The 26324-nt window shown below is 72.3% G+C and carries 30 protein-coding genes and 1 pseudogene; 20 read left to right on the plus strand and 11 right to left on the minus strand.

The window, feature by feature from the left end; translation table 11 throughout:
- Positions 1-407: pseudogene (locus IEZ00_RS09550) on the minus strand (hypothetical protein); the annotation flags it as partial.
- A 381-nt stretch (positions 408-788) separates the two neighbouring features.
- Between IEZ00_RS09550 and IEZ00_RS09555 the strand changes: the two are divergent.
- The 3 genes from IEZ00_RS09555 (at position 789) to IEZ00_RS09565 (ending at position 5353) form a co-directional block, all read left to right on the plus strand.
- Positions 789-4166, plus strand: a complete 3378-nt coding sequence (locus tag IEZ00_RS09555) for a pyruvate carboxylase (protein WP_189222820.1) — start codon at positions 789-791, stop codon at positions 4164-4166.
- 72 nt (positions 4167-4238) lie between these two features.
- A complete protein-coding gene (locus IEZ00_RS09560) occupies positions 4239-4937 on the plus strand; it encodes a DddA-like double-stranded DNA deaminase toxin (protein WP_189222821.1) in 699 nt (232 codons plus the stop codon).
- Positions 4934-5353 (plus strand): Imm1 family immunity protein, encoded by a 420-nt coding sequence (locus IEZ00_RS09565; RefSeq protein WP_189222822.1) that lies wholly within the window; start codon positions 4934-4936, stop codon positions 5351-5353. The genes IEZ00_RS09560 and IEZ00_RS09565 overlap by 4 nt, the downstream gene beginning before the upstream one ends.
- A 71-nt stretch (positions 5354-5424) precedes the next feature.
- On the opposite strand, the gene IEZ00_RS09570 is transcribed toward IEZ00_RS09565, so the two are convergent.
- From IEZ00_RS09570 to IEZ00_RS09580, 3 genes are all read right to left on the minus strand, one after another.
- Positions 5425-5913 carry a nitroreductase/quinone reductase family protein gene (locus IEZ00_RS09570; protein ID WP_189222823.1) on the minus strand — a complete coding sequence of 163 codons (489 nt, stop codon included), beginning with the start codon at positions 5911-5913 and terminating at the stop codon, positions 5425-5427.
- A 152-nt stretch (positions 5914-6065) separates the two neighbouring features.
- Entirely contained in the window at positions 6066-6257 is a 192-nt protein-coding gene (locus IEZ00_RS09575) for a DUF397 domain-containing protein (protein ID WP_189222824.1), read from the minus strand.
- The gene (locus tag IEZ00_RS09580; protein WP_189222825.1) at positions 6254-7102 is read right to left on the minus strand and encodes a helix-turn-helix domain-containing protein; all 849 of its coding nucleotides are present in this window, start codon (positions 7100-7102) and stop codon (positions 6254-6256) included. Before IEZ00_RS09580 ends, IEZ00_RS09575 begins: the two co-directional genes overlap by 4 nt.
- 242 nt (positions 7103-7344) lie before the next feature.
- Here IEZ00_RS09580 and IEZ00_RS09585 point away from each other — a divergent pair, with 242 nt between their 5' ends.
- From IEZ00_RS09585 to mutM, 11 genes are all read left to right on the plus strand, one after another.
- On the plus strand, positions 7345-7500 hold the full coding sequence (locus tag IEZ00_RS09585; protein WP_189222826.1) for a hypothetical protein: 156 nt from the start codon (positions 7345-7347) through the stop codon (positions 7498-7500).
- Positions 7497-8582, plus strand: a complete 1086-nt coding sequence (locus tag IEZ00_RS09590; RefSeq protein WP_189222827.1) for an MBL fold metallo-hydrolase — start codon at positions 7497-7499, stop codon at positions 8580-8582. Before IEZ00_RS09585 ends, IEZ00_RS09590 begins: the two co-directional genes overlap by 4 nt.
- A gap of 65 nt (positions 8583-8647) precedes the next feature.
- The gene (gene rsmD / locus IEZ00_RS09595) at positions 8648-9214 is read left to right on the plus strand and encodes a 16S rRNA (guanine(966)-N(2))-methyltransferase RsmD (RefSeq protein ID WP_189222828.1); all 567 of its coding nucleotides are present in this window, start codon (positions 8648-8650) and stop codon (positions 9212-9214) included.
- 53 nt (positions 9215-9267) lie between these two features.
- The gene (gene coaD / locus IEZ00_RS09600; protein ID WP_189222829.1) at positions 9268-9750 is read left to right on the plus strand and encodes a pantetheine-phosphate adenylyltransferase; all 483 of its coding nucleotides are present in this window, start codon (positions 9268-9270) and stop codon (positions 9748-9750) included.
- Between the two features lie 45 nt (positions 9751-9795).
- On the plus strand, positions 9796-10233 hold the full coding sequence (locus IEZ00_RS09605; RefSeq protein WP_229795353.1) for a guanyl-specific ribonuclease: 438 nt from the start codon (positions 9796-9798) through the stop codon (positions 10231-10233).
- Between the two features lie 90 nt (positions 10234-10323).
- Positions 10324-11040, plus strand: a complete 717-nt coding sequence (locus IEZ00_RS09610) for an SPFH domain-containing protein (RefSeq protein WP_189222830.1) — start codon at positions 10324-10326, stop codon at positions 11038-11040.
- Between the two features lie 95 nt (positions 11041-11135).
- Positions 11136-11723: a YceD family protein gene (locus IEZ00_RS09615; RefSeq protein WP_189222831.1), complete on the plus strand. Its 588-nt coding sequence runs from the start codon at positions 11136-11138 to the stop codon at positions 11721-11723.
- A gap of 2 nt (positions 11724-11725) precedes the next feature.
- Entirely contained in the window at positions 11726-11908 is a 183-nt protein-coding gene (gene rpmF / locus IEZ00_RS09620) for a 50S ribosomal protein L32 (protein WP_189222832.1), read from the plus strand.
- A 27-nt stretch (positions 11909-11935) separates the two neighbouring features.
- On the plus strand, positions 11936-12739 hold the full coding sequence (rnc, locus tag IEZ00_RS09625; RefSeq protein ID WP_189222833.1) for a ribonuclease III: 804 nt from the start codon (positions 11936-11938) through the stop codon (positions 12737-12739).
- A gap of 7 nt (positions 12740-12746) precedes the next feature.
- Positions 12747-12974 carry a hypothetical protein gene (locus IEZ00_RS09630; RefSeq protein WP_189222834.1) on the plus strand — a complete coding sequence of 76 codons (228 nt, stop codon included), beginning with the start codon at positions 12747-12749 and terminating at the stop codon, positions 12972-12974.
- Between the two features lie 9 nt (positions 12975-12983).
- Positions 12984-13856: a bifunctional DNA-formamidopyrimidine glycosylase/DNA-(apurinic or apyrimidinic site) lyase gene (gene mutM, locus IEZ00_RS09635; protein ID WP_189222835.1), complete on the plus strand. Its 873-nt coding sequence runs from the start codon at positions 12984-12986 to the stop codon at positions 13854-13856.
- 66 nt (positions 13857-13922) lie between these two features.
- Here mutM and IEZ00_RS09640 read toward each other — a convergent pair whose 3' ends face one another.
- Positions 13923-14360, minus strand: a complete 438-nt coding sequence (locus tag IEZ00_RS09640; RefSeq protein ID WP_189222836.1) for a MarR family winged helix-turn-helix transcriptional regulator — start codon at positions 14358-14360, stop codon at positions 13923-13925.
- Positions 14361-14642: 282 nt separating this feature from the next.
- On the opposite strand from IEZ00_RS09640, the gene IEZ00_RS09645 reads away from it, so the two are divergent.
- Positions 14643-15329, plus strand: a complete 687-nt coding sequence (locus tag IEZ00_RS09645) for a response regulator (RefSeq protein WP_189222837.1) — start codon at positions 14643-14645, stop codon at positions 15327-15329.
- Positions 15330-15390: 61 nt separating this feature from the next.
- Here the strand turns inward: IEZ00_RS09645 and IEZ00_RS09650 are convergent, their stop codons facing one another.
- The 4 genes from IEZ00_RS09650 to IEZ00_RS09665 form a co-directional block, all read right to left on the minus strand.
- Positions 15391-16485 carry an NAD(P)/FAD-dependent oxidoreductase gene (locus IEZ00_RS09650; RefSeq protein WP_189222838.1) on the minus strand — a complete coding sequence of 365 codons (1095 nt, stop codon included), beginning with the start codon at positions 16483-16485 and terminating at the stop codon, positions 15391-15393.
- Positions 16486-16554: 69 nt separating this feature from the next.
- Positions 16555-17058 carry a hypothetical protein gene (locus IEZ00_RS09655; RefSeq protein WP_189222839.1) on the minus strand — a complete coding sequence of 168 codons (504 nt, stop codon included), beginning with the start codon at positions 17056-17058 and terminating at the stop codon, positions 16555-16557.
- Positions 17059-17183: 125 nt separating this feature from the next.
- Positions 17184-17708, minus strand: a complete 525-nt coding sequence (locus IEZ00_RS09660) for a hypothetical protein (protein WP_189222840.1) — start codon at positions 17706-17708, stop codon at positions 17184-17186.
- Positions 17709-17726: 18 nt separating this feature from the next.
- Complete coding sequence (locus IEZ00_RS09665) at positions 17727-18494, minus strand: CAP domain-containing protein (protein ID WP_189222841.1); 768 nt, start codon at positions 18492-18494, stop codon at positions 17727-17729.
- 45 nt (positions 18495-18539) lie between these two features.
- Here IEZ00_RS09665 and IEZ00_RS09670 point away from each other — a divergent pair, with 45 nt between their 5' ends.
- The 4 genes from IEZ00_RS09670 (at position 18540) to smc (ending at position 23707) form a co-directional block, all read left to right on the plus strand.
- Complete coding sequence (locus tag IEZ00_RS09670; RefSeq protein WP_189222842.1) at positions 18540-18827, plus strand: acylphosphatase; 288 nt, start codon at positions 18540-18542, stop codon at positions 18825-18827.
- Positions 18828-18859: 32 nt separating this feature from the next.
- The gene (locus IEZ00_RS09675; RefSeq protein WP_189222843.1) at positions 18860-19366 is read left to right on the plus strand and encodes a sigma-70 family RNA polymerase sigma factor; all 507 of its coding nucleotides are present in this window, start codon (positions 18860-18862) and stop codon (positions 19364-19366) included.
- Positions 19363-20043 (plus strand): anti-sigma factor family protein, encoded by a 681-nt coding sequence (locus IEZ00_RS09680; protein ID WP_189222844.1) that lies wholly within the window; start codon positions 19363-19365, stop codon positions 20041-20043. Before IEZ00_RS09675 ends, IEZ00_RS09680 begins: the two co-directional genes overlap by 4 nt.
- A 73-nt stretch (positions 20044-20116) precedes the next feature.
- Positions 20117-23707, plus strand: a complete 3591-nt coding sequence (smc, locus tag IEZ00_RS09685) for a chromosome segregation protein SMC (protein WP_189222845.1) — start codon at positions 20117-20119, stop codon at positions 23705-23707.
- Between the two features lie 408 nt (positions 23708-24115).
- Here the strand turns inward: smc and IEZ00_RS09690 are convergent, their stop codons facing one another.
- Together IEZ00_RS09690 and IEZ00_RS09695 are read right to left on the minus strand one after the other, a co-directional pair.
- A complete protein-coding gene (locus IEZ00_RS09690) occupies positions 24116-24814 on the minus strand; it encodes a lysophospholipid acyltransferase family protein (protein ID WP_189222846.1) in 699 nt (232 codons plus the stop codon).
- A gap of 100 nt (positions 24815-24914) precedes the next feature.
- Positions 24915-25250, minus strand: coding sequence for a hypothetical protein (locus tag IEZ00_RS09695; protein WP_189222847.1), 336 nt, complete (start codon positions 25248-25250; stop codon positions 24915-24917).
- A 112-nt stretch (positions 25251-25362) separates the two neighbouring features.
- Here IEZ00_RS09695 and IEZ00_RS09700 point away from each other — a divergent pair, with 112 nt between their 5' ends.
- Entirely contained in the window at positions 25363-26286 is a 924-nt protein-coding gene (locus IEZ00_RS09700; protein ID WP_189222848.1) for a GNAT family N-acetyltransferase, read from the plus strand.
- Positions 26287-26324: the final 38 nt, after the last annotated feature.

A 26324-nucleotide genomic window follows, 5' to 3' on the forward strand; every position in this document is an offset into this window, starting at 1 on the left:
AGCTCGGCGCGGCGCTCCTCGTGCCTGCGGTCGAGCTCGGCGGTGCGCTGCTTGAGGTTGGCCTCCAGCTGCCTGCGCCGGTCCTCCAGCTCGCCCATGGCCCGCTGGTGGGCCGCCTTGCCCTCGGCGGCCTGGCGCTCGGCCTCCGCGCGGGTGGCGTTGGCCTGGTCCAGCGCGGCCTTGCGGATGTCGGCGATCTCCTCCTCGGCCAGCGCCATCATCACCCGCACCCGCTCGGTGACGTTGGAGGCGTTGACCGGGCTGCTGGCCAGGTTGCTCAGCTGGGCCTTGACCTTGTCCAGCTCGGCCCTGGTGCTGGTGAGGGCCTTGGTCAGCTCCGCGACCTGCGCGGCGGCGGCGTCGCGACTGCGGTTGGAGTTCTTCAGGTCGAACTCCAACCTGGTCACGCGCTCGTTGACCTGCCGCTGGTTGTACCCGCGCAGAACGACGTCGAAATGAGGAGTGCGGGCAGCAGGCTGCCCAGTCCCTTCAGCCCCGGCCATATGCCCAACACTACCGAGGAGCCGACCTGGGCTGTCACCCGATGCAGTGAACGCAGCGTGAGGGGGCGGTGATCCAGCGCTAACCGGACCACACCGGCCAGGGGCTGCGCGAGCCGCCCGGACAAGGGAGAATCCCCTGGCGCGTCCGCAGGTCAGGGGCGTTGTCCCGGCGGGGAGGGCGAACCGCCGGAATGACGTCCGTCACGTGAGATGGAACTCCCGAAACGCGGGACGCGCACGCTAACGTGCCTTGATTGCCCCCACGTGACCGGGAGGGAACGCCGAATGTTCCGCAAGGTTCTTGTCGCCAACCGCGGCGAGATCGCGATCCGGGCTTTTCGCGCTGCCTATGAGCTGGGCGCGGGCACCGTCGCGGTCTTCCCCCACGAGGACCGCAACTCGCTGCACCGCCTGAAGGCCGACGAGTCCTACGAGATCGGCGAGCCGGGCCACCCGGTCCGGGCCTACCTGTCCGTCGAGGAGATCATCAAAGCCGCCCGCAAGGCGGGCGCGGATGCCGTCTACCCCGGCTACGGCTTCCTGTCGGAGAACCCGGAGCTGGCCAAGGCGTGCGCCGAGGCGGGCATCACCTTCGTCGGCCCGCCCGCCGAGGTGCTGGAGCTGACCGGCAACAAGGCCCGCGCGATCGCCGCGGCCCGCGAGGCCGGCCTGCCGGTGCTGAAGTCCAGCGCGCCGTCGAGCGACGTGGACGCCCTGCTCGCCGCCGCCGAGGAGATCGACTTCCCGGTGTTCGTCAAGGCCGTCGCGGGCGGCGGCGGGCGCGGGATGCGGCGCGTGGAGGACCCGGCCGCGCTGCGCGAGGCGCTGGAGGCCGCCTCGCGGGAAGCGGAGTCCGCGTTCGGCGACCCGACCGTCTTCCTGGAGCAGGCCGTGGTCGAGCCCCGGCACATCGAGGTGCAGATCCTCGCCGACGGCGAGGGCAACGTGATGCACCTGTTCGAGCGGGACTGCTCGGTGCAGCGGCGGCACCAGAAGGTCATCGAGATCGCCCCCGCGCCCAACCTCGACCCCGAGCTGCGCGAGCGCATCTGCGGCGACGCGGTCCGGTTCGCCCGGCACATCGGCTACCGCAACGCGGGCACCGTCGAGTTCCTGCTCGACCCCAGCGGCAACTACGTCTTCATCGAGATGAACCCGCGCATCCAGGTCGAGCACACGGTCACCGAGGAGGTGACCGACGTGGACCTGGTGCAGTCGCAGATGCGCATCGCCAGCGGCGAGACCCTCGACGACCTGGGGCTGAGCCAGGAGACCGTGCAGCTGCGCGGCGCGGCGCTGCAGTGCCGCATCACCACCGAGGACCCGGCCAACGGGTTCCGCCCGGACACCGGCATGATCAGCGCCTACCGCTCGCCGGGCGGCTCGGGCATCCGGCTCGACGGCGGCACCACCGGCGCGGGCACGGCCATCAGCGCCCACTTCGACTCCATGCTGGTCAAGCTGACCTGCCGGGGCCGCACGTTCGCCGCCGCCGTGGCGCGGGCCCGCCGCGCGGTCGCCGAGTTCCGCATCCGCGGCGTGTCCACGAACATCCCGTTCCTGCAGGCGGTGCTGGACGACCGGGACTTCTACGAGGGCCGCGTCACCACCTCGTTCATCGAGAAGCGCCCGCACCTGCTCACCGCGCGGACCTCCGCCGACCGCGGCACCCGCCTGCTGACCTACCTGGCCGACGTGACGGTCAACCAGCCCAACGGCCCGCGCCCGGCCGTGGTGGACCCGAGGGTGAAGCTGCCCGCCGTCGACCTCAACGCCGAGCCGCCCGCCGGGTCGCGGCAGCGGCTGCTGGAGCTGGGGCCGGAGGGCTTCGCCCGCTGGCTGCGGGAGAGCAAGGCCGTCGGGGTGACCGACACCACCTTCCGCGACGCGCACCAGTCGCTGCTGGCCACCCGCGTGCGCACCAAGGACCTGCTGGCCGTGGCGCCGCACGTGGCGCGGATGACGCCGCAGCTGCTGTCGCTGGAGGCGTGGGGCGGCGCGACCTACGACGTGGCGCTGCGGTTCCTGGCCGAGGACCCGTGGGAGCGGCTGGCCGCGCTGCGCGAAGCGGTGCCCAACATCGCGCTGCAGATGCTGCTGCGCGGGCGCAACACCGTCGGCTACACCCCCTACCCGGAGGCGGTGACCACCGCGTTCGTGCGGGAGGCCACCAGGACCGGCATCGACATCTTCCGCATCTTCGACGCGCTCAACGACGTGGAGCAGATGCGGCCCGCGATCGACGCGGTGCGCGAGACCGGCACGGCGGTCGCCGAGGTGGCGCTGTGCTACACCGCCGACCTGTCCAACCCCGACGAGCGCCTCTACACCCTGGACTACTACCTCAAGCTGGCCGAGCAGATCGTCGGCGCGGGCGCGCACGTGCTGGCCATCAAGGACATGGCGGGCCTGCTGCGCCCGCCCGCCGCGGCCCGGCTGGTGAGCGCGCTGCGCAAGGAGTTCGGCCTGCCGGTGCACCTGCACACGCACGACACCGCGGGCGGCCAGCTGGCCACCTACCTGGCGGCCATCCAGTCCGGTGTGGACGCGGTGGACGGTGCGACGGCGTCCATGGCGGGCACCACCTCGCAGCCGCCGCTGTCGTCGATCGTCGCGGCCACCGACCACACCGACCACGCCACGGGCCTGGACCTGCAGGCGGTGTGCGACCTGGAGCCGTACTGGGAGTCGGTGCGCAAGGTCTACGCGCCGTTCGAGTCCGGCATCCCCGGCCCGACCGGCCGCGTCTACCGGCACGAGATCCCCGGCGGCCAGCTGTCGAACCTGCGCACCCAGGCCGTCGCGCTCGGGCTGGGGCAGAAGTTCGAGGAGATCGAGGCGATGTACGCCGCGGCCGACCGGATGCTGGGCAGGCTGGTGAAGGTCACCCCGTCGTCCAAGGTGGTCGGCGACCTGGCGCTGCACCTGGTCGGCGCGGGCGTCTCGCCCGCCGAGTTCGAGGCCGACCCCGGCAAGTACGACATCCCGGCGTCGGTGATCGGCTTCCTGCACGGCGAGCTGGGTGACCCGCCCGGCGGCTGGCCGGAGCCGTTCCGCAGCAAGGCGCTCCAGGGCAGGTCCGCGCCCAAGGGCGTGTCCGAGCTGACCGACGAGGACCGCAAGGGCCTGGAGGAGGACACCAGGGCCACCCTCAACCGCCTGCTGTTCCCCGCGCCCACCAAGGAGTTCCGGGCGCACCGCGAGGCCTACGGCGACACGAGCGCGCTCAGCAGCAAGGACTTCTTCTACGGCCTCAAGCCGGGCGAGGAGTACTCGGTCGACCTGGAGCCGGGCGTGCGGCTGCTGTTCGGCCTGGAGGCCATCGGCGAAGCCGACGAGCGCGGCATGCGCACCGTGATGGCCGTGCTCAACGGCCAGTTGCGGCCCATCCAGGTGCGCGACCGGAAGGTCGCCGCCGAGGTGCCCGCCGCGGAGAAGGCCGACCGGAGCAACCCCGACCACGTGGCCGCGCCGTTCGCGGGCGTGGTCACGCCCAACGTGGCCGAGGGCGACCAGGTCGAGGCGGGCGCGACGATCGCCACCATCGAGGCGATGAAGATGGAGGCCGCGATCACCGCGCCCAAGTCCGGCCGGGTCAAGCGGCTGGCGGTGCGGGGCGTGCAGCAGGTGGAGGGCGGCGACCTGCTGGCCGTGCTGGAGTGACCCGACCGGGGCCGGGCACCCCTCGTGGTGCCCGGCCCCGCGCCGGAGGACCGGATGTCGTCATTGCGTGAGGTGGCCGAGTACGTGGCTGCCGCGTGCGACAAGGCGTCGGAGTGCCGCGACGCGCTGGTCGTGGCGATCGAGGAGGCGCAGGACGCGGCTGAGCTGCTGGCCGGTGCGCTGGAGGGATCAACCGATCCCGAGTGCGAGGCGGCCTTGGCGAACATCGCGGAGGTGGCGCGTGGCAGCCGTGAGGTGTGGCGATCCCTGTCCGAGGGAATGTCCACCGCTCAGCGGGTCTTGGATCGACTCGTAGGTGCAACGGCTTCGAAGCCGTCCAGTCCCACTGAGGTTCCGCCTGGCCGCATCGAGGAGTTGCGCCGTCAACTGCCGCCCCCCGTCGTGCCCGGAACCGGGCAGAAGACGCATGGGCGCTGGTTCGGACCCGATGCCAGGGCTCGCCCCCTGATCAGCGGTGAAGACGAGATGTACGAGGAAGCCATCAAGGCGGTCTCCGATCTCGGCCTGCGCAGGGGAACGGTGAACGTGGCCGTCGATGTGGAGACCAAGTTGGCCTCCTACATGCGCAACCACGGCATTCGGTCGGCGACGCTTCTGATCAACAACGTGCCGTGCAGCACAGGGCGGTTCACCTGTGACAAGCTGATTCCGATCATCCTGCCGGAAGGGTGCACGCTCACCGTGTACGGCGCGAACGGCTTCCGGAAGACCTACCGAGGAGGGGCTCCCTCACCGTGGCGCACCCGTTGAGCGTCTACTACGGCCCTGATCACGCCGAAGAGCCGGCGAACTTGACGAGCGAGGCCGAGGTACGTGAACTGTTCGCCGTCCTTCGCGGGATGTACCCCGAGGGCAGCGTGGCCCTTCTCACCGCCTACCTAGCGGACGACCCGTGGGGGGCGGAGCTGACCGCCGGAATCAACGGGGACAGGGGCGTGCTCCGCTACTCGGGTGACGAGCAGGGAGACGCGGGCTTTTACAGCAAGAGTCCGACGCCCACCAATGCCGCGCCGGTCGTGTACTACTTCTACACCGCTGATCGGGAGTTCCCGCCTCACTCGGAAGTGCCGTTGTCCGCCGTGGAGGCCGCGGTGCTCGACTTCATGGCGACGGGAGTGCGACCTGCCTCAGTGGAGTGGCAGGAGGCTCGAAGGACGAACGCCTGACACAGGCGCCTGCAAGTACCACCCGAGACGTCCACAGGGGCCGGTGACTACTACCCGGCGGTGGGCGGGGCTCAGGCGGGAACGCGCTCCAGCACGACGACGGGGATCTGCCTGCCCGACGCCGCCTCGAACTCGGCGAACTTCGGGACGAGCGCGACCTCCTTGGCCCAGAGCCGCTCGCGCTCCGCGCCGCGCGCGAGCCGGGCTGCGACCGGCACTCGTTCCGCGCCCACCTCGACCACGGCTCGCGGGTTCGCCATGAGGTTCAGGTACCAGGCCGGATGACGCGGACTGCCGCCGTGGGTGCCGAAGACGGCCCAGTTGTCGCCGACCGGCTGGAAGAACAGCGGGCTGATCCGTTCGCGCCCGGTCCTGGCCCCGGTGTGGTGCACCAGGATCAGCGGCATGCCCCGCTCGTCGAACCCCGGCATCCGGGGCGGCACGGGGCGTCCGGCGGCGAACTCCTCTTCGGTGCTCCAGGGGGCGTACCCGGCGTTGGCCCGGACCTCGGCGACGATCCGCTCGTTCCAGCCAGGGGTGGTCGTGGATGGATCGGACATGGCGTCCCCTCGTTATCCGGAGCACTTGCTCCGCAAAGTAGCACAAAGAGGAGCGCCCGCTCCGTTTATTGCGTCTGCAAGTACTACCCGGGATCTCTGGGAGGGCCGGTAACTACTACCCGGCGTTCCGGCCGCTCGGTTCGCGGCGTGGGTCAGTCGAGGTCGAAGACGCCGAGCTTGGCGCCCTGGGTGAAGTAGGCCCACTCGGTGTGGGTGAAGCGCTGCGGAGGCTCGTCGGGGCGGTTGGAGTTGCGGACAAGGACTTCGTCGGCGGTGCGCATGACCTCCACGCAGTTGGAGCCGCCGCCGCTGAACTTGGTCCACTCGTACGATTTCAGCGTCATCTGGTTCCCTCCGTGATTTGACTCAGGAGTTCGCGGCTCTCGTCCACTCCCAGCGCCTTCGCACGGGTGTACTCGAACCAGCGAGCGACCTTCTCCACTTGCTCGGGTCGGTCCAGGAAGTGGTCACCGAAAGGCGTGTCGACGCTGATCAGCGACGGCAGTTTGTCGGGCAGCCGGAACAGCGTGAGTGTAGTGCCGAGCAACGGGTGCGCTCCTGCTCCTTCCGGCATAACCTGCACGTTGACGTGCTCCAGTTCGGTCATCGCCAGGATGTGCGCGATCTGCTCCCGCATGACCTCCGGGCCGCCGACGTTGGCTCGCAACGCGGGTTCCGCGATCACCGCCCACAGCCTCAGCGGCGGTTCCCGGTCGGTCAGCAGTGACCGCCTGTCCATGCGCAGTCGGAGGTTCTTCTCCAGGGCTTCGCCCGCGAGGCCGATGCTCGTCATCAGCGTTCGCGCGTACGCCTCTGTCTGGAGCACGGCGGGCACCAGTTCGAAGGACGAGTAGACGGCTTCGACGGCGCTGGCCTCCACGTCGAGGACGCGCCGCAGCCACGGGGCGATCAGTCCGCCGATCTTGCTCTTGGGGCGCCTGCGGTGGGCCTCCGAGTTGAGCGCGAGCAGGTCCTCCCGCGTGGCCTCGTCCACCTCGTAGAGGTCGAGCAGCTTCTCCAGTTCGGCCTGCTTGATGCCGCTGACCGTCGTCTCGATGTTGCCGATCTTGGTGTTGGTGCAGTTCAGCACCTCGGCCGGGCGCTCGCGCGGGAGCCCGGCTTCCTCGCGCAGCCTGCGCAGGGTGGTGCCGATCTGGATGCGCGCGGCGCTGCGGTGAGGGTTGGTCATGGATCACCCGATCGATATGTATTCAAGAATTGTGCTCACAACCTATGCTCCCCGTGTTCAGAGAGTGTCAAAGGCTAACAGCGAGTGATCAACGTGTCGTACCTGCTCCAGTTGTCGGAGGTCCGGAGGAGTCACGGCGGGCGGGCTTCCACGTGGTCGAGCGACTGGAGTAGGAGTCCACTGAGGACGGTCTCACGCTGGCCGACTGGGCCGTGGAGAGGCTCGCCGCGCATCGGTGCGAGATGGGGCTGTACGTCGCCGAAGCGGGCCGGGTCGCCGAGGACGGCGAGGACGAGTACGACGCGGACGTGTGGCTGGCTTGGGACGGCGTGGGTGTTCTCAGCACCGGCGACCGCGTGGGAACCCCCTGTCCGGCCCCGGCGTTGGACCGGCCATGAGAACAGTGACCGGTCTGGTGGCCGCCGCGGCGGTGGGTGCGGCGGCGTGGGCGGTGCGGGACGTGCCCGCCGCCCTGGGCGGCAAGCCGCGCGAGGAGCGGCTGCGGCGCTCGCCGCAGTACCGGGACGGCAAGTTCCGCAACCCCCGGCCCGCCCGCACGCTGACCGCGGACGACGCGCCCAACATGTTCCGCGAGATGCTGTTCGGCGAGCAGCGGCGGCACCCCGCCGGTCCGGTGCCTCTGGTGGGGCCGCAGGGCGGTCCGCGCACCGAGGGCCTGCACCTGACCTGGTACGGCCACGCCTCCACGCTGGTGGAGATCGACGGCGCGCGCGTGCTGATCGACCCGGTGTGGAGCGACCGCTGCTCACCTTCCTCTTTGGTCGGCCCGCGCAGGTTGCACCCCGTGCCGCACCAGCTGGAGGAGGTCGGTCCGGTCGACGCGGTGGTGATCTCGCACGACCACTACGACCACCTCGACCTGCCCACGGTGCGGGCGATCACGCGCGGCCAGGACGCGGTCTTCGTGGTGCCGCTGGGCGTGGGGGAGCACCTGCGCCGCTGGAAGGTGCCGGAGGCGCGGATCGTCGAGCTGGACTGGGACGAGTCGCACGAGGTCGCGGGCGTCCGGTTGACGGCGACGCCCGCGCAGCACTTCTCCGGCCGGGGTTTCCAGCGCGACAACACGCTGTGGGCGTCGTGGGTGATCGCCGGACCGCGGCACCGCGTCTACTACAGCGGCGACACGGGTTACTTCGACGGCTACGAGCGGATCGGTCGGGAGCACGGGCCGTTCGACGCCTCGCTGATCCAGATCGGCGCGTACAACGCGCGGTGGTCGGACATCCACATGACCCCCGAGGAGGGTGTCGCGGCGCACCGCGACCTGCGCGGCGGGCTGCTGGTGCCGGTGCACTGGGCGACGTTCAACCTGGCGATGCACGACTGGACCGAGCCGGTGGACCGGGTGTGGCGGGAGGCCAAGGCGCACGACGTGCCGTTGGCCGTGCCGCGACCGGGGGAGCGCATCGACGTGGCGGCCCCGCCGTCGGTCGACGGCTGGTGGCAGGCGCTGGTCTGACCGGTCCGGCGGCGCGTCCGATGTGGACGCGGCAGCGGGCGGGCGCGGGGTGAGAGGATGGCGGCGTGACTCGGATCGTGGCGGGGGTGGCCGGTGGGCGGCGCCTCCAGGTGCCGCCGCGCGGGACGCGCCCCACCTCCGACCGGGTGCGCGAGGCGCTGTTCAGCGCGCTGGAGGCCAGGGTGGACCTGGACGGCGCGCACGTGCTGGACCTGTACGCGGGCTCGGGGGCGCTGGGGTTCGAGGCGCTGTCCAGGGGTGCGGCGCGGGCCACCTTCGTGGAGTCCGACCGCAGGGCCGCCGAGGTGCTCAAGGCCAACGCCAGGGCGCTGGGCCTGCCCGGCGCGACGGTGCTCAACCGCACCGCCGAGGCGGTCGCGGGCACCCCGCCGGAGCACCCGTGCGACGTGGTCCTCGCCGACCCGCCCTACGACGTGGCCGACGAGCGGCTGGCCTCGGTGCTGGCCGGGCTGGTGGCGGCGGGCTGGCTGGCCGAGGGCGCCGTGGTGGTGGTCGAACGGGCCGCGCGCAGCCCCGAGCCGCGGTGGCCAAGTGGCTTGGAATCGTTGCGCGGCAAGCGTTATGGGGACACCGCGCTGCACTGGGCTGAGCGGGTGCGCGCCGCCGGGTGATGCGGGCCACGACCGGTCTGGGCGCGTCCGATCGGGTGCTACCGTCCGGAGTCATGACACGTGCCGTGTGCCCCGGCTCCTACGACCCGGCGACCAACGGACACCTGGACATCATCGGCAGAGCGGCGAAGCTCTTTGACGAGGTCGTCGTCGCCGTGCTCATCAACAAGAACAAGCGCACCCTGTTCTCCGTCGAGGAGCGCACGGACATGCTGCGCGAGGTCACCGCGCAGTGGACCAACGTGCGCGTGGACTCCTGGCACGGCCTGCTGGTCGACTACTGCCGGGAGAACGACATCAGGGCCATCGTCAAGGGCCTGCGCGCGGTCAGCGACTACGACTACGAGCTGCAGATGGCGCAGATGAACCACCAGCTCAGCGGGGTCGACACGCTGTTCATGCCGACCAACCCGATCTACAGCTTCCTGGCCAGCTCGCTGGTCAAGGACGTGGCCACCTACGGCGGCGACGTCGCCGCCCTGCTGCCCCCCTCGATCATGACCCGGCTCCAGCAGCGGCTCGCCGAAGGTCGCTGACCGTCACCCGCGGTTAACGCGCAAGTGGTGACCTGATCACTCGGTGTGATTACTGTCGATCACCATGAGCAGATCACCTCGCGCACCGCCTCGGTGCTGCTCTCCCTGCTGCTGGCCCTCACCGCCACCCTCGGCATCGCGCCGGGGGCCGTCGCGGCGACCTCGGCCCAGGCCGCCTGCGGCGACACCTCGGGCTTCCGCAAGGTCGCCCTGTCCTCCCTGCCCGCCCAGGCCGCCGACACCACCCGGCTGATCCGCGCGGGCGGCCCGTACCCGTATCCGCAGGACAACCAGACCTTCCACAACCGCGAGGGCGTCCTGCCCAGCTGCTCGACCGGCTACTACCGCGAGTACACGGTCAAGACGCCGGGCTCGGCCACGCGCGGGGCGCGCCGGATCGTCACCGGCAACGGCAGCCCGAAGCTGTACTTCTACACCGCCGACCACTACGCCACCTTCGTCCTGGTCGACATCGGCCGGTAGGCGGACACGCCCTGCCGATCTCCCCACCCGCGCGAGATCGGCAGGGCACACTAGGACGGGTACGTGTGCGACGGGCGCGAGGAGTGTGACGTGTACCGGGTGTTCGAGGCCCTCGACGAGCTGGTCACGATCGTCGAGGAGGCGCGCGGGGTGCCGATGACCTCCGGCTGCGTCGTGCCGCGCGGTGACGTGCTCGAACTGCTCGACGACGTGCGCGACGCGATCCCCGCGGAGCTGGACGACGCGCAGGACGTGCTCGACCACCGCGACGAGCTGATCGGCAAGGCGCAGCACGAGGCCGAGCAGAGCGTGGGCAAGGCTCGCGCCGAGGCCGAGCGGCTGGTCGCCGAGGCGCAGCGCGAGGCGGAGCGGATGCTGGCCGAGGCGCGGGCGCACGCCGAGCGCGTGGTGGGCGAGGCCGAGGACCAGGCCGAGCGCACCGTGGCCGCGGGCCGCCAGGAGTACGAGGACCTGGTGGGCCGGGCGCACGCCGAGGCCGACCGGATGGTCCAGGCGGGCCGGGCCAACTACGAGCGCGCCATCGAGGAGGGGCGGGCGGAGCAGGCGCGGCTGGTCGACCAGACCGAGGTCGTGCAGGCCGCGCACGCCGAGGCCGCCCGCGTGCTCGACGCCGCGCAGACCGAGGCGATCCGGCTGCGCAGCGAGTGCGACGCCTACGTGGACGGCAAGCTGGCCGACTTCGAGGACCTGCTCGCGCACACCCTGCGCAGCGTCGGCAAGGGCCGCTCGCACCTGCGCGGCCCGGCCGTGGCCAGCGCCGCCGCGCCGTTCGACTACCACGACTGACCTGCGGTTCGACCACCGATTTCACGACCGGGCGGGTTGTCCCGTACCCTTGACAGGCTGGCCGTGGCAAGTCGCCCGGCAGCCACCCACACATCATGTCCGAGTACCGTCACGCCGCCGCGCGTCCCCCAGTAGCCGGGCCCTGGATCATCGACACCAGGGACCTCGGTCGTCGCGCGGGCTCCAGCCGCGCCTACCGCAGGACGGTGCCCGCAGCGGGTCTCGGCCTGCGGGACGTGATCGCCGTGCCCGAGGGCGGCAGCGTGGAACTGGACCTCCTGCTCGAAGCGGTGGTCGAGGGCGTGCTGGTCACGGGCACCGCGTCGACGGTGGTGGAGGGGGAGTGCTCGCGCTGCCTCGAACCGCTGTCGGCCGAGGTGGAGGTGGAGCTGACCGAGTTGTACGCCTACCCGGACAGCACCACCGACGAGACCACCGAGGAAGACGAGGTCAGCCGGATCACCGACGACCTGATCGACCTCGAACCAGTGGTGCGCGACGCGATCGTGCTCGCGCTGCCGCAGGTGCCGCTGTGCTCGCCGGACTGCCAAGGGCTGTGCGTCGACTGCGGCGGGAAGTTGGCCGATCTCGGCCCCGACCACGGGCATGAGACGATTGACCCCCGTTGGGCCGCTCTGCAGGAGCGGTTCGGCGGGACTCGTGACAATCCAGAGGAGAACTAGTCGTGGCCGTCCCGAAGCGGAAGATGTCGCGCTCGAACACGCGCTCGCGCCGCGCTCAGTGGAAGACCGCTGCCGTGCACCTGGTCGCTTGCCAGAACAAGGCGTGCCGCCAGCCCAAGCCGCAGCACGTCGCCTGCCCGAACTGCGGTCAGTACGACGGCCGCCAGGTCGTCCAGCCGGCCTGATCTCCCTGGCGAAGGTAACTTAGAACCGTGGGGGGTAGGCCGCCGCGCGGACGGTCCACCGACCGCGCCACGTTGCTCGAAGCGCTCGGCGTCCCGTTGGACGCCGAGCTGCTCGTGCTCGCGCTGACGCACCGGTCGTACGCGTACGAGAACGGCGGTCTGCCGCCGAATGAGCGGTTGGAGTTCCTCGGCGACGCGGTGTTGAGCCTCGTCGTCACCGACCACCTCTACAACAAGCACCCCGAGCTGCCCGAGGGGCAGCTGGCGAAGTTGCGCGCCAGCGTGGTCAACATGCACGCGCTGGCCGGGGTCGCCCGCGGCCTGGGCGAGGACGGGCTGGGCGGGTACCTGCTGCTCGGCCGGGGCGAGGAGCTGACCGGCGGCAGGGACAAGGCGAGCATCCTCGCCGACGGCCTGGAGGCCGTCATCGGCGCGGTGTACCTGCAGTTCGGCATCGACACCGCGCGCCAGCTGGTCCACCGGCTGTTCGACCCGCTCCTGGCCGAGGCGCCGCTGCGCGGCGCGGGCCTGGACTGGAAGACCAGCCTGCAGGAGCTGACCGCATCGGCGGGCCTGGGTGTCCCCGAGTACCGGGTGGACGACCAGGGCCCGGACCACCGCAAGGAGTTCACCGCCACGGTGTTCGTCGGTGGTCTGCCCCACGGCTCCGGTAACGGGCGCACGAAGAAGGAAGCCGAGCAGAAGGCGGCCGAGGCCGCCTACCGCGTGCTGTCCGAGCGGGTCCGCGCCGAACAGGAGTCGGCCGCGTCCGGCAACGGGCACGCCCCCAACTCGGCGAACAAGCACACCTCACAGACCGAGGAAGACTGACGCCGACATGTATGCCACGAACGTACGGACGAACCGGCGCCCGCGTACGCGGCGCCCGTCCCGCCCGCTGAGCGCCGCCCGCAACGGCGGCATCCAGGGTCTGGTCCTCGTCCGCGACACCGCGCAGGCAGGCGGGTGGATGCTCAAGCCGACCAAGCCGCAGGCCGCCGCCTACGAGCTCCTGGAGGAGCTGGAGCGGGCCGAGCGCGAGGGCGACAGCACCACCGAGGACTGATCACCGCACGTGCCCGAACTCCCCGAGGTCGAAGTGGTCCGCCGGGGGCTGCACGCGCACGTCGCCGGTCGGACCGTCGCTTCGGTCCAGGTGCTGCACGACCGGGCGATCCGCCGCCACCTGCCGGGGGCGGCGGACTTCGCGCTGCGCCTGACCGGTCAGCGGATGGAGGGCGCCCGCAGGCGCGGCAAGTACCTGTGGGTCGACCTGTCCGGCGGTGACGCGCTGCTGGCCCACCTGGGCATGAGCGGCCAGATGCTGGTCCAGCCCCCGGACGCGCCCGACGAGAAGCACCTGCGGGTGCGGCTGCGCTTCGACGACGGCGGTCCCGAGCTGCGCTTCGTCGACCAGCGCACGTTCGGCGGCCTGGCGCTGGCCGAGGTCGTCGAGGTGGACGGCACGCCGCTGCCCCAGCCCGTGGCGCACATCGCCCGCGACCCGATGGACCCCCGGTTCGACCCGGACGCGGCGGTACGCGCGCTGCGGTCCCGCCGCACCGACGTCAAGCGCGCCCTGCTGGACCAGACGCTGGTCTCCGGCGTGGGCAACATCTACGCCGACGAGGCGCTGTGGCGCGCCCGGCTGCACGGCCTGCGGCCCACCGGGAAGCTCACCAAGGCCAAGGTCGCGGAACTGCTGGAGCACGCCACCGCGGTCATGCACGAGGCGCTGGGCGAGGGCGGAACGTCGTTCGACGCGCTCTACGTCAACGTCAACGGCCAGTCCGGCTACTTCGACCGCTCACTGGCCGTCTACGGGCAGGAGGACCGCCCCTGCCGCCGCTGCGGCACCCCGATCGTCCGCGAGCCCTTCATGAACCGCTCGTCCTACTCCTGCCCCCGCTGCCAACCCCGCCCCCGCGCGAGTCGAACTTCCGGCTAGCGCGAGGCGAACCGCCAGGATCTCCGAATTCGCGCCCAGGAATGCGAAAATGTTGCGAATGGCGCGCTAGCGGACTTCGGGGTCGGCCAGGCGGCGCAGCAGCGGGGTGACCGAGCGGATGCGCTCGCGCTCCTCGCCGGACAGCCGGGACAGCCGCTCGGACAGCAGTTCCGCCTCGCCGTGCGCCAGCGACAGCACCGTTTCCCGCCCGGCCGCGGTGAGCACCACGATGGTCGCGCGCCCGTCCGCCGGGTCGGCCTCCCGCCGCACCAGGCCGCTGGACTCCAGGCCGGTGACCACGGTGGTCGCGGTGGGCTGGGAGCACAGCGCGCGCACCGCGATCTCGCCGATCCGCATCGGCCCGTGGCTGGACAGCTCGGCGAGGACGAGGAGCTGGGTCGGCTGCAACCGCCGCATCGGTGCCGATTGACGCAGGCTGCGCACCAGCCGGTGGACGGCGACCACGAGCTGTAAGGCGTCCTGGCTCGTCACACTGGTGGTCATCGAGGGCCTCCTCGTGGCTCACCCACAGTGAGCGGTTGTCCTAATTCGGACAGGACATTCGCACTGAAGAACTACCGGTGTCCAGGCTTATTCACTATTCGCACCCGGATGTACTCCGCTGTCTCCGCACCAATGCGGAGACATCTCCGTCAAAGTTGCGTAAATGCGATGGGTCCTGCCGTCAAGAGAGTGGCAGAGGGCCACTTCGGGATGAATCGCGGGGGCACACTGCGGACGACGACGGCCGCGAGAGGCGCTGCGGGAGATGCGGACAATGGACCGGTGAACACGACCAGGGTGCTGGTGGTCGACGACGAGCCGCAGATCGTGCGGGCGCTGCGGATCAACCTGTCCGCCAGGGGCTACCAGGTGCTCACCGCGCCCGACGGCACCGCCGCGCTCAAGGCCGCCGCGGAGGGCAAGCCGGACGTGGTGGTGCTCGACCTGGGCCTGCCCGACGTGGACGGCACCGAGGTGATCGCGGGCCTGCGCGGCTGGACCTCGGTGCCCATCATCGTGCTGTCCGCGCGCACCGACTCCACCGACAAGGTCGAGGCGCTGGACGCGGGCGCGGACGACTACGTGACCAAGCCGTTCGGCATGGACGAGCTGCTGGCGCGGCTGCGCGCGGCGGTCCGGCGGGCGGCGGTGTCCGCCGAGGGCGAGGAGGCGGTGGTGCGCACCGCGTCGTTCACCGTGGACCTGGCGGCCAAGAAGGTGCACCGCGACGGCGCCGAGGTGCACCTGACCCCCACCGAGTGGGGCCTGCTGGAGACCCTGGCCCGCAACCGGGGCAAGCTGGTCGGGCAGAAGCAGCTGCTCCAGGAGGTGTGGGGCCCCGCGTACGCCAAGGAGACCCACTACCTGCGGGTGTACCTGGCGCAGCTGCGCCGCAAGCTGGAGCCCGAGCCGTCCCGCCCCCGGCACCTGGTGACGGAGCCGGGGATGGGGTACCGGTTCGAGCCCTGAAGATCCCGCTGAAAACCCCGCTGAGAACGCCGCTGAAGCCCCGCTGGGGCCGCGGGTGGGTTCACCGCCGGGCGAACAGCTGCGGGCGCCGCTGGTAGAGCACCACGCCGCGCACCACGGCCTCCTTGTAGCGCGCCGCGAGGCGTCCGGTGAGCACCGCCTCGCGCGGGTTGTCGTCGGCGTCGACGAACTGGATCAGCCCGTCCTGCCTGCCCAGGCTGACGCACTGGTTGAAGTAGCGGAAGCCCAGCGGCTCGGGTTCCCGCCCGGCCAGCACGCGCACCGCGTGCTGCATGGTCGGCACGCCGGTGGCGCAGGCCATCCGCAGCTCCAGCCCGTCGTGCCTGCGGATCGCCGCCGCGTCGCCGACGCCGAGCACCTCCGGGTGCGACACCGACCGCAGCGCCTCGTCCACCACCAGGCGCCCGCTGCCGTCGACCTCGAACCCGGCCTCACGCGCCAGCTCGGGCACCCGGAACCCCGTCGCCCACACCACGACGTCGGCCGGGACGAGCTCGCCGCCCGCCAGCACCAGCCCGTCGGCCCGGACCTCGGCCACCCGCACCCGGTCGCGCACCTGGACGCCGAGCCGGTCGAACACCGCGCGCACGTGGCGGCGGCCCTTCACCGACAGCGCGCCGCCCAGCTCGCCGCCGGTGACCAGCCGCACCCGCAGGTCCGGCCGCGACTCGGCCAGCTCGGCGGCGGCCTCGACGCCGGTCAGCCCGCCGCCGACGACCGCGACGGTCCGGGCGTCGCGCAGGTCCTCGCGCAGCCGCTCGGCATCCTCCAGGGTGGCCACGGCGCGGGCGTGCTCGGCGGCTCCGGGCACCGACCCCAGGTCGGCGCGGCTGCCCAGCGCGTAGATCAGCCGGTCGTAGCCCAGGGCGCCGCCGGTGAGCTCGACCTTGCGGGTGGCCGCCTCGATCGCGGTCACCCGGTCCACCGCCAGCTCCACACCGGTGCCCGCGAGCAGCTCGGCCAGCGGCAGATCGCGCAGCCGCTGGCCCGCGGCGAGCTGGTGCAGCCGCACCCGCTCCACGAACCGGTCCCGCTCGTTGACCAGCGTCACCCGCGCCCCGGTCCACCGGGCGGCCAGCTTCGCCGCTGCCAACCCCGCGTACCCCGCGCCGACGACCACGATGCGCTCTGCCATGTCCCCGTCCTCCTCGCCTCGGTGACATGAAGAGCGAGGGGGGACGGGGGAACGTGACAGTGGCGCTCGTCACCCCTCTTCGGGCGCCGCCGTCGTGGTGACCGCGGTGGTGGTCGTCGTCGTGGTGGTGGTCGACGAGGACGACGAGGTGACCGGCTCCCAGGAGGTCGGCGGGTTGCTCGGCGGCTGCGACGCGGGCGGTGTCAGCGCGGGCTGGGCCGTCGTGGTCGTCGTCGCCGCGGCCTGCGTGCCCCGCGCCGTCTTCTCGGCGGGCTGGGGCTGCTCCGCGGGCCTGCGGACCGGGGGCGCGGCGGAGCGGCCGACGGTCACCGACCCCGACACCGTCACGACCACGGTGGACGTCCGCCCGCCCGGACCGACGACGAGCCGCGTGCTGGTCTGCGGGACCACCACCACCTCGCCCTCCGGCTGGGGTGGCTTCGCCCACGGCTTGGTGACCAGCAGCGCCGTCAGCACGACGCCCGCGGTGGCCACGACGGCGCCGCCCGCGGTGAGCAGCACCGCGGAGGACAGCTTCCTCGTCGGCGACTCGGGCTGATCTTCCTCGAACACACCATCTCCCTGGAGGGCCGGGTCGGGTGTTCGAGTTATCGGCGGCGAGCGCCGGTCACCGGATTTATCGCGGAACTATCCACACCTTCGTGTGGATCACCGTCACCTGGCGACCGGCTCCTCGTTCACGCCCCGGACGACGGCTCGGTCGAGGACGTGGTGGTCGGGGCTGTCGTGGTGGTGGTCGTGGTGGTCGTAGTGGTCGGGGGAGTGGTCGTCGTCTTCGTGGTGGTGGTCGGGGCCACGGAGTTCGACGGCTGCACGGCCGGCTGCGTGGTGTCCTCGACGGTGGTCGTCGTGGTGGTGCCGTCCGCCCGCGTCACCGTGGTCACCCGCACCCGGCGTGAGGTGCTCGTGGTCGTGGTGGTGGTCGACGTGCTCGCCCCGGAGGACGACGACTCCGCCGCCGTGGTGGTCACCGACACCACCGAGGTGCCGGACGGGCCGGTCACCAGGCTGTTGCGGGACACCACGTCCTCGCGCGGCGTGGGCCGGGAGGGGGCGGCTTCCTCGGTGGTGCCCCCGGCGATCGCCGCGACCGAGGCGAAGATCGTCGCCACGACCACGCCCGAGGCCGCCAGCAGCACGTGCGGGGACACCCGAGGGCGGGGGCGGTCGGGTTCCGGGGTCTGGTACTGCCCGTCGGTCACGCGCTCTCCTCTGACGGTCTAACGGCCGAAGTTCTGGGTCCAGTACCAGCCGCGGGTGTCCAGGCCCACCCCGATGGCCACGAACGAGCAGTCCAGGATGTTGCGCCGGTGCCCGTCGGAGTTCATCCACGACTTCATGACGTCCTCGGCGTTGCGCTGGCCCTTGGCGATGTTCTCACCACCGGGGCGGGAGTAGCCCGCCGCCCGCATCCTCGTGGCGAAGTCCACGCCTTCGGGGGTCGTGTGCGAGAAGTAGCCCCGCGTCGCCATGTCCGTGCTATGCGCCTTGGCCGCGGCGGTGATCCGGTCGTCCACCTTCAACGGCCTGCAGCCCGCCGCCTCGCGCGCCTCGTTGACCAGCTGCACGACCCACTGCGCCTGGCTCGCGTCCACCGCCCTGCTCGGCGTGGTGGTGGTCGCCTGCGCCTGCGGCGCGGCCTGCGAGGAGGACGGTGCCGCGCTCGTCGTCTCCGCAGTGGTGGTCGTGGTCGTCGTCGTGGAGGAGGTCGTCGTGGTGGTGGTCGTGGTCGTCGTGGTGGCGGACGAGGCGGGGGGCCGGTCGCCGCCGCCCGTGGGGGTGCCACCGCCCTCCGTGGCGGGCTCGCCGATGCCGCCGATGCCGCCCAGGCCGATGTTGAACGAGCCGCCGTCCTGTGCTGTGGTGTCCGGGGTGAGCCGGGCGAGCGTGACCGGGCTCGCGAAGGCCACCCCGGTGGCTCCAGCGGCCCCGAGCAGCAGCCCGACGAGCACACCGGCGACCGATCGCTTACCGCGCCGTGCAGTCACGGTCGCGCACCGTACCACTAATGAGTGAAATCTCGGGATGGCAGAGTGACTGAACCGGAGCAGAGCGTGCGCGTCACGGCCTGGGTGCGCGGGCACGTCCAGGGCGTCGGCTTCCGGTGGTGGACCCGAGCCAGGGCGCTGGAGCTGGGACTGGTCGGCTCCGCGTCCAACCTGCGGGACGGTCGGGTGGAGGTCAACGCCGAAGGCCCGGAGGAGGCGTGCCGGGCGCTGGTCGCGGCACTGCGCTCGGGCGCTACCCCCGGACGGGTGGATTCCGTGGTCGAGCGCTGGTCGCGGGCCCGCGGCGGCCTCACCGGTTTCGCGGAGCGTTGAACGCGCGGGCCCCGCGTGGCGTAGTTAACCCCGTGGACCGTGGCGAAGATGTCGTCAGGCAGCTCTACGGCCGCTGGCGCGGCCCGCTGCACGGCTACGTCCTGCGCTTGGTCGGGGGAGACCACCAGCAAGCCGAGGACGTGGTCCAGGAGACGCTGCTGCGGGCCTGGAAGCACGCCGACGAGCTGACCCCGGCCCAAGCCGGGCCGTGGCTCTACACGGTCGCGCGCAACCTGGTCATCTCCGGGTTCCGGCGGCGCGGCGGGCGCAACTCCGAGGTGCCGATCCAGCCCGCCGACCTGCCGCCGGTCGCCGACGAGGTGGAGCACGTCCTGCAGAGCTGGCAGGTGGCCGAGGCGCTGCGGGCCCTCAGCGCCGACCACCGCAACGTCGTCGTGGAGCTGTACTACCGACGCCGCACGGTCGCCGAGGCCGCCGCCGTGCTCGGCATCCCGGCGGGCACGGTCAAGTCGCGCTGCTTCTACGCGCTGCGGGCGCTGCGGGACGCGCTGGAGGAGCGGGGGGTGACCGAACCGTGAGCTGCTCGCACGCCCTCGAACTCGGCGCCTACCTGCTGGGCTCCCTGGACCCCGCCGAGCGCTCCCACTTCGAGCGGCACCTGCGCGCCTGCGCCCCGTGCCGCCGCGAGATGCTGCGGCTGGCCCCGCTGCCCGGACTGCTCAGCCAGGTCCGGCTGACCGACCTGGAACTGCCCTTCGAGGACCCGCAGCCCTCGCCCGACCTGCTGCCGCTGCCGCCGAGGCAGGTCGTCGAGCCCGCACCGCCCCCGCCGCCAGCCGCCCCGCGCAGGCGCTGGCCGCTGCTGGTGGGCGCGGGCGCGCTGGTGGTCGTGCTGCTGGCGGCCGTGCTGGTGGCGCCCCGGCTGCTGGAGCGCTCCGGCGACCCCGCGCCCGCCGCGGGCACCGCGGCCACCTGGACCGCCACCGACGCGGCCAGCGGCGTGGCGGCCAGCGCGGAGCTGGTGGGCAGGTCGTGGGGCACCGAGCTGCGGGTGTCCACGCGCGGGATGCCCAAGGGCGCCCGGTGCAAGCTGGTCGTGCACGACCGGGCGGGCCGCACCGAGATCGGCGGCTGGTGGGGCACCGACCACCCCGAGGACGCGCGCATCCCCGGCTCCACCTCGTTCGCCTACCCCGACATCGAGCGGCTCGACGTGGTGGTCGACATGAAGGTCCTGGTCTCGGTGAAACCATGATCGGCGAAACCGCGATCGCCCTGGTCAGCGCGCCTGGGGTGGGTCGCGCACCGGCACGGGTACGCTGCCCGGCGTGCACCTCAAGAGCCTGACGCTGAAGGGCTTCAAGTCCTTCGCCTCGGCTACCACGCTGCGCTTCGAGCCCGGCATCACCTGCGTGGTCGGTCCCAACGGGTCCGGCAAGTCCAACGTGCTCGACGCGCTGCGGTGGGTGATGGGCACGCAGGGGGCCAAGGACCTGCGCGGCGGCAAGATGGAGGACGTCATCTTCGCGGGCACCTCCGGCCGCGCGCCGCTGGGCCGCGCCGAGGTGACGCTGACCATCGACAACTCCGACGGCGCGCTGCCCATCGACTACGTCGAGGTCTCCATCACCCGCCGGATGTTCCGCGAGGGCGCCACCGAGTACGAGATCAACGGCAACTCCTGCAGGCTGATGGACATCCAGGAGCTGCTGTCGGACTCCGGCATCGGCCGCGAGATGCACGTCATCGTCGGCCAGGGGCAGCTCTCGGCGATCCTGGAGTCCAAGCCCGAGGAGCGCCGCGCGTTCGTCGAGGAGGCCGCGGGCGTCCTCAAGCACCGCAAGCGCAAGGAGAAGGCGCTGCGCAAGCTGGAGGCGATGCAGGCGAACCTGACCCGCCTGACCGACCTCACCGCCGAGCTGCGCCGCCAGCTCAAGCCGCTGGGCAAGCAGGCCGAGATCGCCCGCCGCGCCCAGGTCGTGCAGGCCGAGCTGCGCGACGCCCGGATGCGCCTGCTGGCCGACGACCTGGTCACCCAGCGCGAGGCGCTGGCCCGCGAGGAGCAGGACGAGGCCGCCGCCCGCGCCCGCCGCGCCGAGGTGGAGAAGTCGCTGCAGCAGGCGCAGCTGCAGCAGAACGAGCTGGAAGAGCTGGTCGCCGCCGACGCGCCCCGGCTCCAGCAGGCCCAGGACACCTGGTACCGGTTGTCCGCGCTGGAGGAGCGGCTGCGCGGCACCGTGCGGCTGGCCGTGGAGCGCGAGCGGCACCTGTCCGCCGCGGTGGACGCCCCGCGCGGCGGGCGCGACCCCGACGAGCTGGAAGCCGAGGCCGAGCAGACCGCGGCGCTGGAGCTGGAGCTGCAGGAGGGCGTGACCGAGGCGCGCGTCGCGCTGGCCGAAGCCGTGGAGACCCGAGCCGAGCTGGAGCGCACCGTCTCCGCCGCGGAGAAGGCCCACCTCGCCGCCGTGCGCGCGATCGCCGACCGCCGCGAAGGACTGGCCCGGCTGTCCGGCCAGGTCGAGGCGCTGCGGTCGAAGACGAACGCCACCGCCGAGGAGATCGAGCGGCTGTCCGCCGCGCTGGCCGAGGCCGTGGAGCGCGCGGAGGTGGCGCGGCAGGAGCTGGCCGAGGCCCGCGAGGTCACCGGCACCGAGGACGAGGACGACGAGGGCCTGGACGAGCGGCACCGGCTCGCCGTGGAGGCCGACCAGGCGGCCCGGCGGCGGGTGGAGGAGCTGGTCAAGGCCGAGCGCGCGGCCGAGCGGGACATCGCGTCGTGGAAGGCCCGCGTGGACGCGCTGTCGCTCGGGCTGACCCGCAAGGACGGCGCGGGCGCGCTGCTGGCGTCGCGGCTGCCGGGGCTGCTGGGGTCGGTGGCCGCGCTGCTGACCGTGGAACCGGGCTACGAGGTCGCGCTGGCCGCCGCGCTGGGACCGGTGGCCGACGCGGTGGCCGTCGAATCGGGCGAGGACGCGCTGGCCGCGCTGGAGCTGCTCAAGGAGCAGGACGCGGGCCGCGCGGGCGTGCTGGTCGGCGGCGGCGAGCCGCCGGAGCGGGCGGGGTGGCCCGCGCTGGGTGAGGGCGCTCGGTGGGCGGTGGAGCTGGTGCGGTCGCCGGACGCGCTGCGGCCCGCGCTGCACCGGGCGCTGGACCGGCTGGCCGTGGTCGACGACCTGGCCGCCGCGCGGGAGCTGGTGCGCGCCCACCCCGAGGTGCGGGCGGTGACCCGCGAGGGCGACCTGTTCGGCGCGGACTGGGCGGTCGGCGGGTCCGGCCGCAGCCAGAGCGTCATCGAGGTGCAGGCCGCCGTGGACGAGGCCAGCGAGCGGCTGGCGCTGGCGGAGCGGGCGCTGGAGCAGTCCGCCGCGGCGCTGGAGGGCGCGCGGGCCGAGCAGCAGTCCCGCCGCGCCGAGGTCGCCGCGCTCAAGGAGCAGCTCAACGAGGCCAAGGTGCGCCGCGCCCGTTCCTCGGAGCGGCTCAACCGGCTCGGCGCCGCGGTGCGCTCCGCCGAGGCCGAGGTCGAGCGGGCGCGCGTGCAGCGGGAGAAGGTCGAAGCGGCGCGCGAGGAGAACCTGCTCAAGCTCGCCGAGCTGGAGGAGCGCCTGCTGGTGGCGCAGGAGCAGCAGCTCGACGACGAGCCGGACACCTCCCACCGCGACGAGGCCGCCGCCGAACTGGCCACCGCCCGGCAGGCGGAGATGGACGCCCGGCTCGGCCTGCGCACCGCCGAGGAGCGCGCGAGGGCGTTGCAGGGCAAGGCCGAAGGGCTGCGCCGCGCCGCTCGGGCCGAACGCGAAGCGCGGGAGCGCGCGGCCCGCGCCCACGCCGCGCGAGCCCGCGGCGCGGTGGTCGCCAGAGCCGTCGTGCGCGGCGGCGAAGCGGCGCTGGAGCGCATCGCGACCTCGCTGGCGCGGGCCGCCCGCGAGCGCGACGAGGCGCAGGAGCGGCGCACCCGGCACGAGACGCTGCTGACCCAGGTGCGCAGCCTGGTGCGCGAGATGTCCGGCGAGCTGGAGAAGCTGACCGACGCCGTGCACCGCGACGAGGTGCTGCGGGCCGAGCAGCGGCTGCGCATCGAGCAGCTGGAGACCAAGATCGCCGAGGACTTCGGCATCGGCCTGGACGACCTGGTCGGCGAGTACGGCCCGGACGTGCCCGTCCCGCCGTCCCAGGCGGAGGTGGCCGAGTACGAGGCGGCCAAGGAGCGCGGCGAGGCGGTGACCGCCCCGCAGCCCATCCCGTACGACCGCGACACCCAGGCGCGGCGGGCCAAGCGGGCCGAGCGCGACCTGTCGCTGCTGGGCAAGGTCAACCCGCTGGCTCTGGAGGAGTTCGCCGCGCTGGAGGAGCGCTACAAGTTCCTGTCCAACCAGCTGGAGGACATCAAGGCCACCCGGCGCGACCTGCTGACCGTGGTCAAGGAGGTCGACGACAAGATCCTGGAGGTCTTCACGTCGGCCTACCACGACGTGGCGCGCGAGTTCGAGACCGTGTTCAAGGTGCTGTTCCCCGGCGGCGAGGGGCGGCTGGTGCTCACCGAGCCGGAGGACATGCTGACCACCGGCATCGAGCTGGAGGCCCGTCCGCCGGGGAAGAAGGTCAAGCGGCTGTCGCTGCTGTCGGGCGGGGAGAAGTCGCTGGCCGCGGTGGCCATGCTGGTGGCGATCTTCCGGGCCCGGCCGTCGCCGTTCTACGTGATGGACGAGGTCGAGGCGGCGCTGGACGACACCAACCTGCACCGGCTGATCGGGCTGTTCGAGCAGCTGCGGGAGCGGTCGCAGCTGCTGATCATCACGCACCAGAAGCCGACGATGGAGATCGCCGACGCGCTGTACGGCGTGTCCATGCGGGGGGACGGCATCAGCCAGGTCATCTCCCAGCGCCTGCGCGGCCGCGACACCACCCCCACCCCTTCTTGAGCCCGCGAGTCGAACGCTCAGGTACCGCGAGTCGAACGTTCGGGACCCCTGAGTTCGTCGTTCGGGTTGGGTTGTCCAGCAAAGCGGCGCTCGCCGCGCGGCAGGTCGCCAAGGATGGCGGGTCGCTGGGGCCCGCTGCGCCCTCTGGCGCGTCGGCAAGTACTACCTGAGGGGCGTGGGAGGGCCGGTAACTACTACCCGAGGCGGGAAGCGCGGGGTGGAGGGCGCGAGCGCGGGTAAGAGCGCGAAAGTGCGGCTCGGGGCGGCTGAACGCTCGGTTCGTGGTGTCTGGGCGCGCGACTCGCGGGGACGACACGCCCGACACGCCCATGATCAGGTGACGCAGGGGGCGGGCGTGGGCGTCCTGAGCGTTGAATTCAGGGGTGCTGAGCGTTCGACTCGCGGGGGTCAGTGGGCGTCGAGGGCGGCGGCTTCGGCGGGGGTGGGGGCGGTGCCGCCGAGGTGGGCGGGCTGCCACCACTGGCCCTCGCCGGACTCCGGGTACTCGCGCTGGGCGCGGTCGAGCAGGGCCTGCATCGCGGTGCGCAGGTCTTCGTCGGTGGTGGGGGTCATCGGGGCGCCCACGATGATGCGGATGGGCACGTGGCGCTGGGTGAGGTGCTTGGGGTGGCCCTTGGTCCACAGCCGCTGGGTGCCCCACACCGCCACCGGCAGCAGGGGCACGCCCGCCTCGGTGGCCAGGCGGACCGCGCCGCTCTTGACCGGCTTCACGGTGAACGAGCGGCTGATGGTCGCCTCGGGGAAGATGCCGACGACCTCGCCGGAGCGCAGTGCCGCGAGCGCCTGCTGGTAGGACTCCTGGCCCGCCGAGCGGTCGACGGGGATGTGTCGCATGCCACGCATCAGCGGACCGGACACGCGGTGCTTGAACACCGCGTCCTTGGCCATGAAGCGCACCCGCCGCCCGGACGGGTCGGCGCCGTAGCCCGCGAAGATGAAGTCGAGGTAGCTGACGTGGTTGCTGGCCAGCACCGCGCCGCCGGAGGTCGGCACGTGCTGCGTGCCCTCCATGGTGATGCGCAGGTCGAGCAGGCGGAACGCGAGCTTGGCGGCGGCGATCACCGGGGGGTACACGAGTTCGGGCATGACCGGATTCTACGTTACTGAGCGGTAACACGCTCGTCCCGGCCACGACGTGGGAAGCCCCGCCCGTACCGGACGGGCGGGGCCTTGTACTCGCGGGGTGCTACTGGCGAGAGCCACCTTCGTGCTCGCGGACGACCTTCGGCACGCCTGCCAGGTCCTCCTCGTTGCACAGCAGCTTCAAGGCGTAGTAGGGCGAACCCTTCGTGTCGTCGTAGTCGAGGTGGACGGCGATGACGTCCACCGCCTCACCGAGCCACTCCTGGGTTTGCCGCAGCCACGACGCCGCCCGCTCCAACGCGGCGGGCAGATCGTCGTCGCGGAACTCCACCGGACGGTAGGGGACTTCCTGGACCTGGTCCCGCTGGTTGGCGGGCATCGGGAGGTCGACCGCCACCCCGCTGTCGTTGAGCTCCAGTTGGATCGTTTCCTCACTCACCCCAGCAGGGTCTACCACGCTCAGCCCGGCGGCAAGCCCAGAGGGGGACACCAGGGTCACACGGGACGAAAACTCCCTCGCCTTCCCGCCGCCCGCGGGCGACCATTCGGGCATGTACGACATCCGTTTCGCCGCCCCGGAAGACCTCGGGGACGTGCTGGACCTGCTCGTCCGGCTGCAGGCCGACACCGCGCACCACATCGGCTACCTCGGCGAGACGCTCGGCGAGCTCAGCGAGGAGTTGGACGGGTTCGAGCCGCGCACGGTGGTGGCCACCGACGACTCGGGACGGCTGTGCGGCTTCCTCGGCGTCGAGGTCGACCGCGAGCTGGGCCGCGCCTTCCTGCACGGGCCGTTCGTGGACGTGCCGGTCAACCACCCCGCGGGCAGCCGCATCTGGGACCAGAACGCCGACGCCCTCTACGCCGCCGTGGCACCGCTGCTCGACGGCATCGCCGACCGCGAGGTGTTCGGGCACACCCACCACCGCAGGCTCGCCGCGTTCGCCGAGCGGCACGGCTTCACCGCCGGGCGGGCCAGCGGCGTCTACCTCGCCGACGGCGACGCGCTGCGCGGCCTGCTGCTGCACGACGTCGACTGCCCCCGCACCGGACCCGCGCGGGAGATGCGCGTGCTGCCCACCGACGCCGCCGTCCACGAGGCCGTCGCGGTGCTGCACGAGCGCTGCTTCCCCAAGACCTACCTGTCCGGCAGGCAGCTGGTGGAGGGCTCGCGGGGGCACACCGTCGTGGTCGCGATGGACGGCGACGCCGTGCTCGGCTACGCGGCGGGCAAAGCCGAGCCGGGGGAGTACTACGTCGACTTCGTCGCCGTGGAACCGGGGCTGCGCGGCAGCGGCGTGGGCGCGGCGCTGGTGACCGAACTGGTGTGGAAGCTCGCCGAGCGGTTCGGCGCACGACCGCAGGCGGCCGCCGCCGTGCTGGAGGGCAATTCCTCGTCGGTGCGCATGTTCACCCGGCTCGGATTCCACTTGCACACCGAGCTGGTGGCCTACCGGATGCGCCCCGCGGCCTAGGAGAGCGGTCGGGGCCGATGCGGGAGGCACCGGCCCCG

This window comes from Saccharothrix coeruleofusca, assembly GCF_014648515.1.
GTDB lineage: Bacteria > Actinomycetota > Actinomycetes > Mycobacteriales > Pseudonocardiaceae > Actinosynnema > Actinosynnema coeruleofuscum.

Coding starts and splice junctions, on each gene's coding strand:
- IEZ00_RS09555 (WP_189222820.1), top strand. CDS start 789: ATGTTCCGCAAGGTTCTTGTCGCCAACCGCGGCGAGATCGCGATCCGG.
- IEZ00_RS09570 (WP_189222823.1), bottom strand. CDS start 5,913: ATGTCCGATCCATCCACGACCACCCCTGGCTGGAACGAGCGGATCGTC.
- IEZ00_RS09575 (WP_189222824.1), bottom strand. CDS start 6,257: ATGACGCTGAAATCGTACGAGTGGACCAAGTTCAGCGGCGGCGGCTCC.
- IEZ00_RS09580 (WP_189222825.1), bottom strand. CDS start 7,102: ATGACCAACCCTCACCGCAGCGCCGCGCGCATCCAGATCGGCACCACC.
- IEZ00_RS09585 (WP_189222826.1), top strand. CDS start 7,345: ATGGGGCTGTACGTCGCCGAAGCGGGCCGGGTCGCCGAGGACGGCGAG.
- IEZ00_RS09590 (WP_189222827.1), top strand. CDS start 7,497: ATGAGAACAGTGACCGGTCTGGTGGCCGCCGCGGCGGTGGGTGCGGCG.
- coaD (WP_189222829.1), top strand. CDS start 9,268: ATGACACGTGCCGTGTGCCCCGGCTCCTACGACCCGGCGACCAACGGA.
- IEZ00_RS09615 (WP_189222831.1), top strand. CDS start 11,136: ATGTCCGAGTACCGTCACGCCGCCGCGCGTCCCCCAGTAGCCGGGCCC.
- IEZ00_RS09630 (WP_189222834.1), top strand. CDS start 12,747: ATGTATGCCACGAACGTACGGACGAACCGGCGCCCGCGTACGCGGCGC.
- IEZ00_RS09640 (WP_189222836.1), bottom strand. CDS start 14,360: ATGACCACCAGTGTGACGAGCCAGGACGCCTTACAGCTCGTGGTCGCC.
- IEZ00_RS09650 (WP_189222838.1), bottom strand. CDS start 16,485: ATGGCAGAGCGCATCGTGGTCGTCGGCGCGGGGTACGCGGGGTTGGCA.
- IEZ00_RS09690 (WP_189222846.1), bottom strand. CDS start 24,814: ATGCCCGAACTCGTGTACCCCCCGGTGATCGCCGCCGCCAAGCTCGCG.
- IEZ00_RS09700 (WP_189222848.1), top strand. CDS start 25,363: ATGTACGACATCCGTTTCGCCGCCCCGGAAGACCTCGGGGACGTGCTG.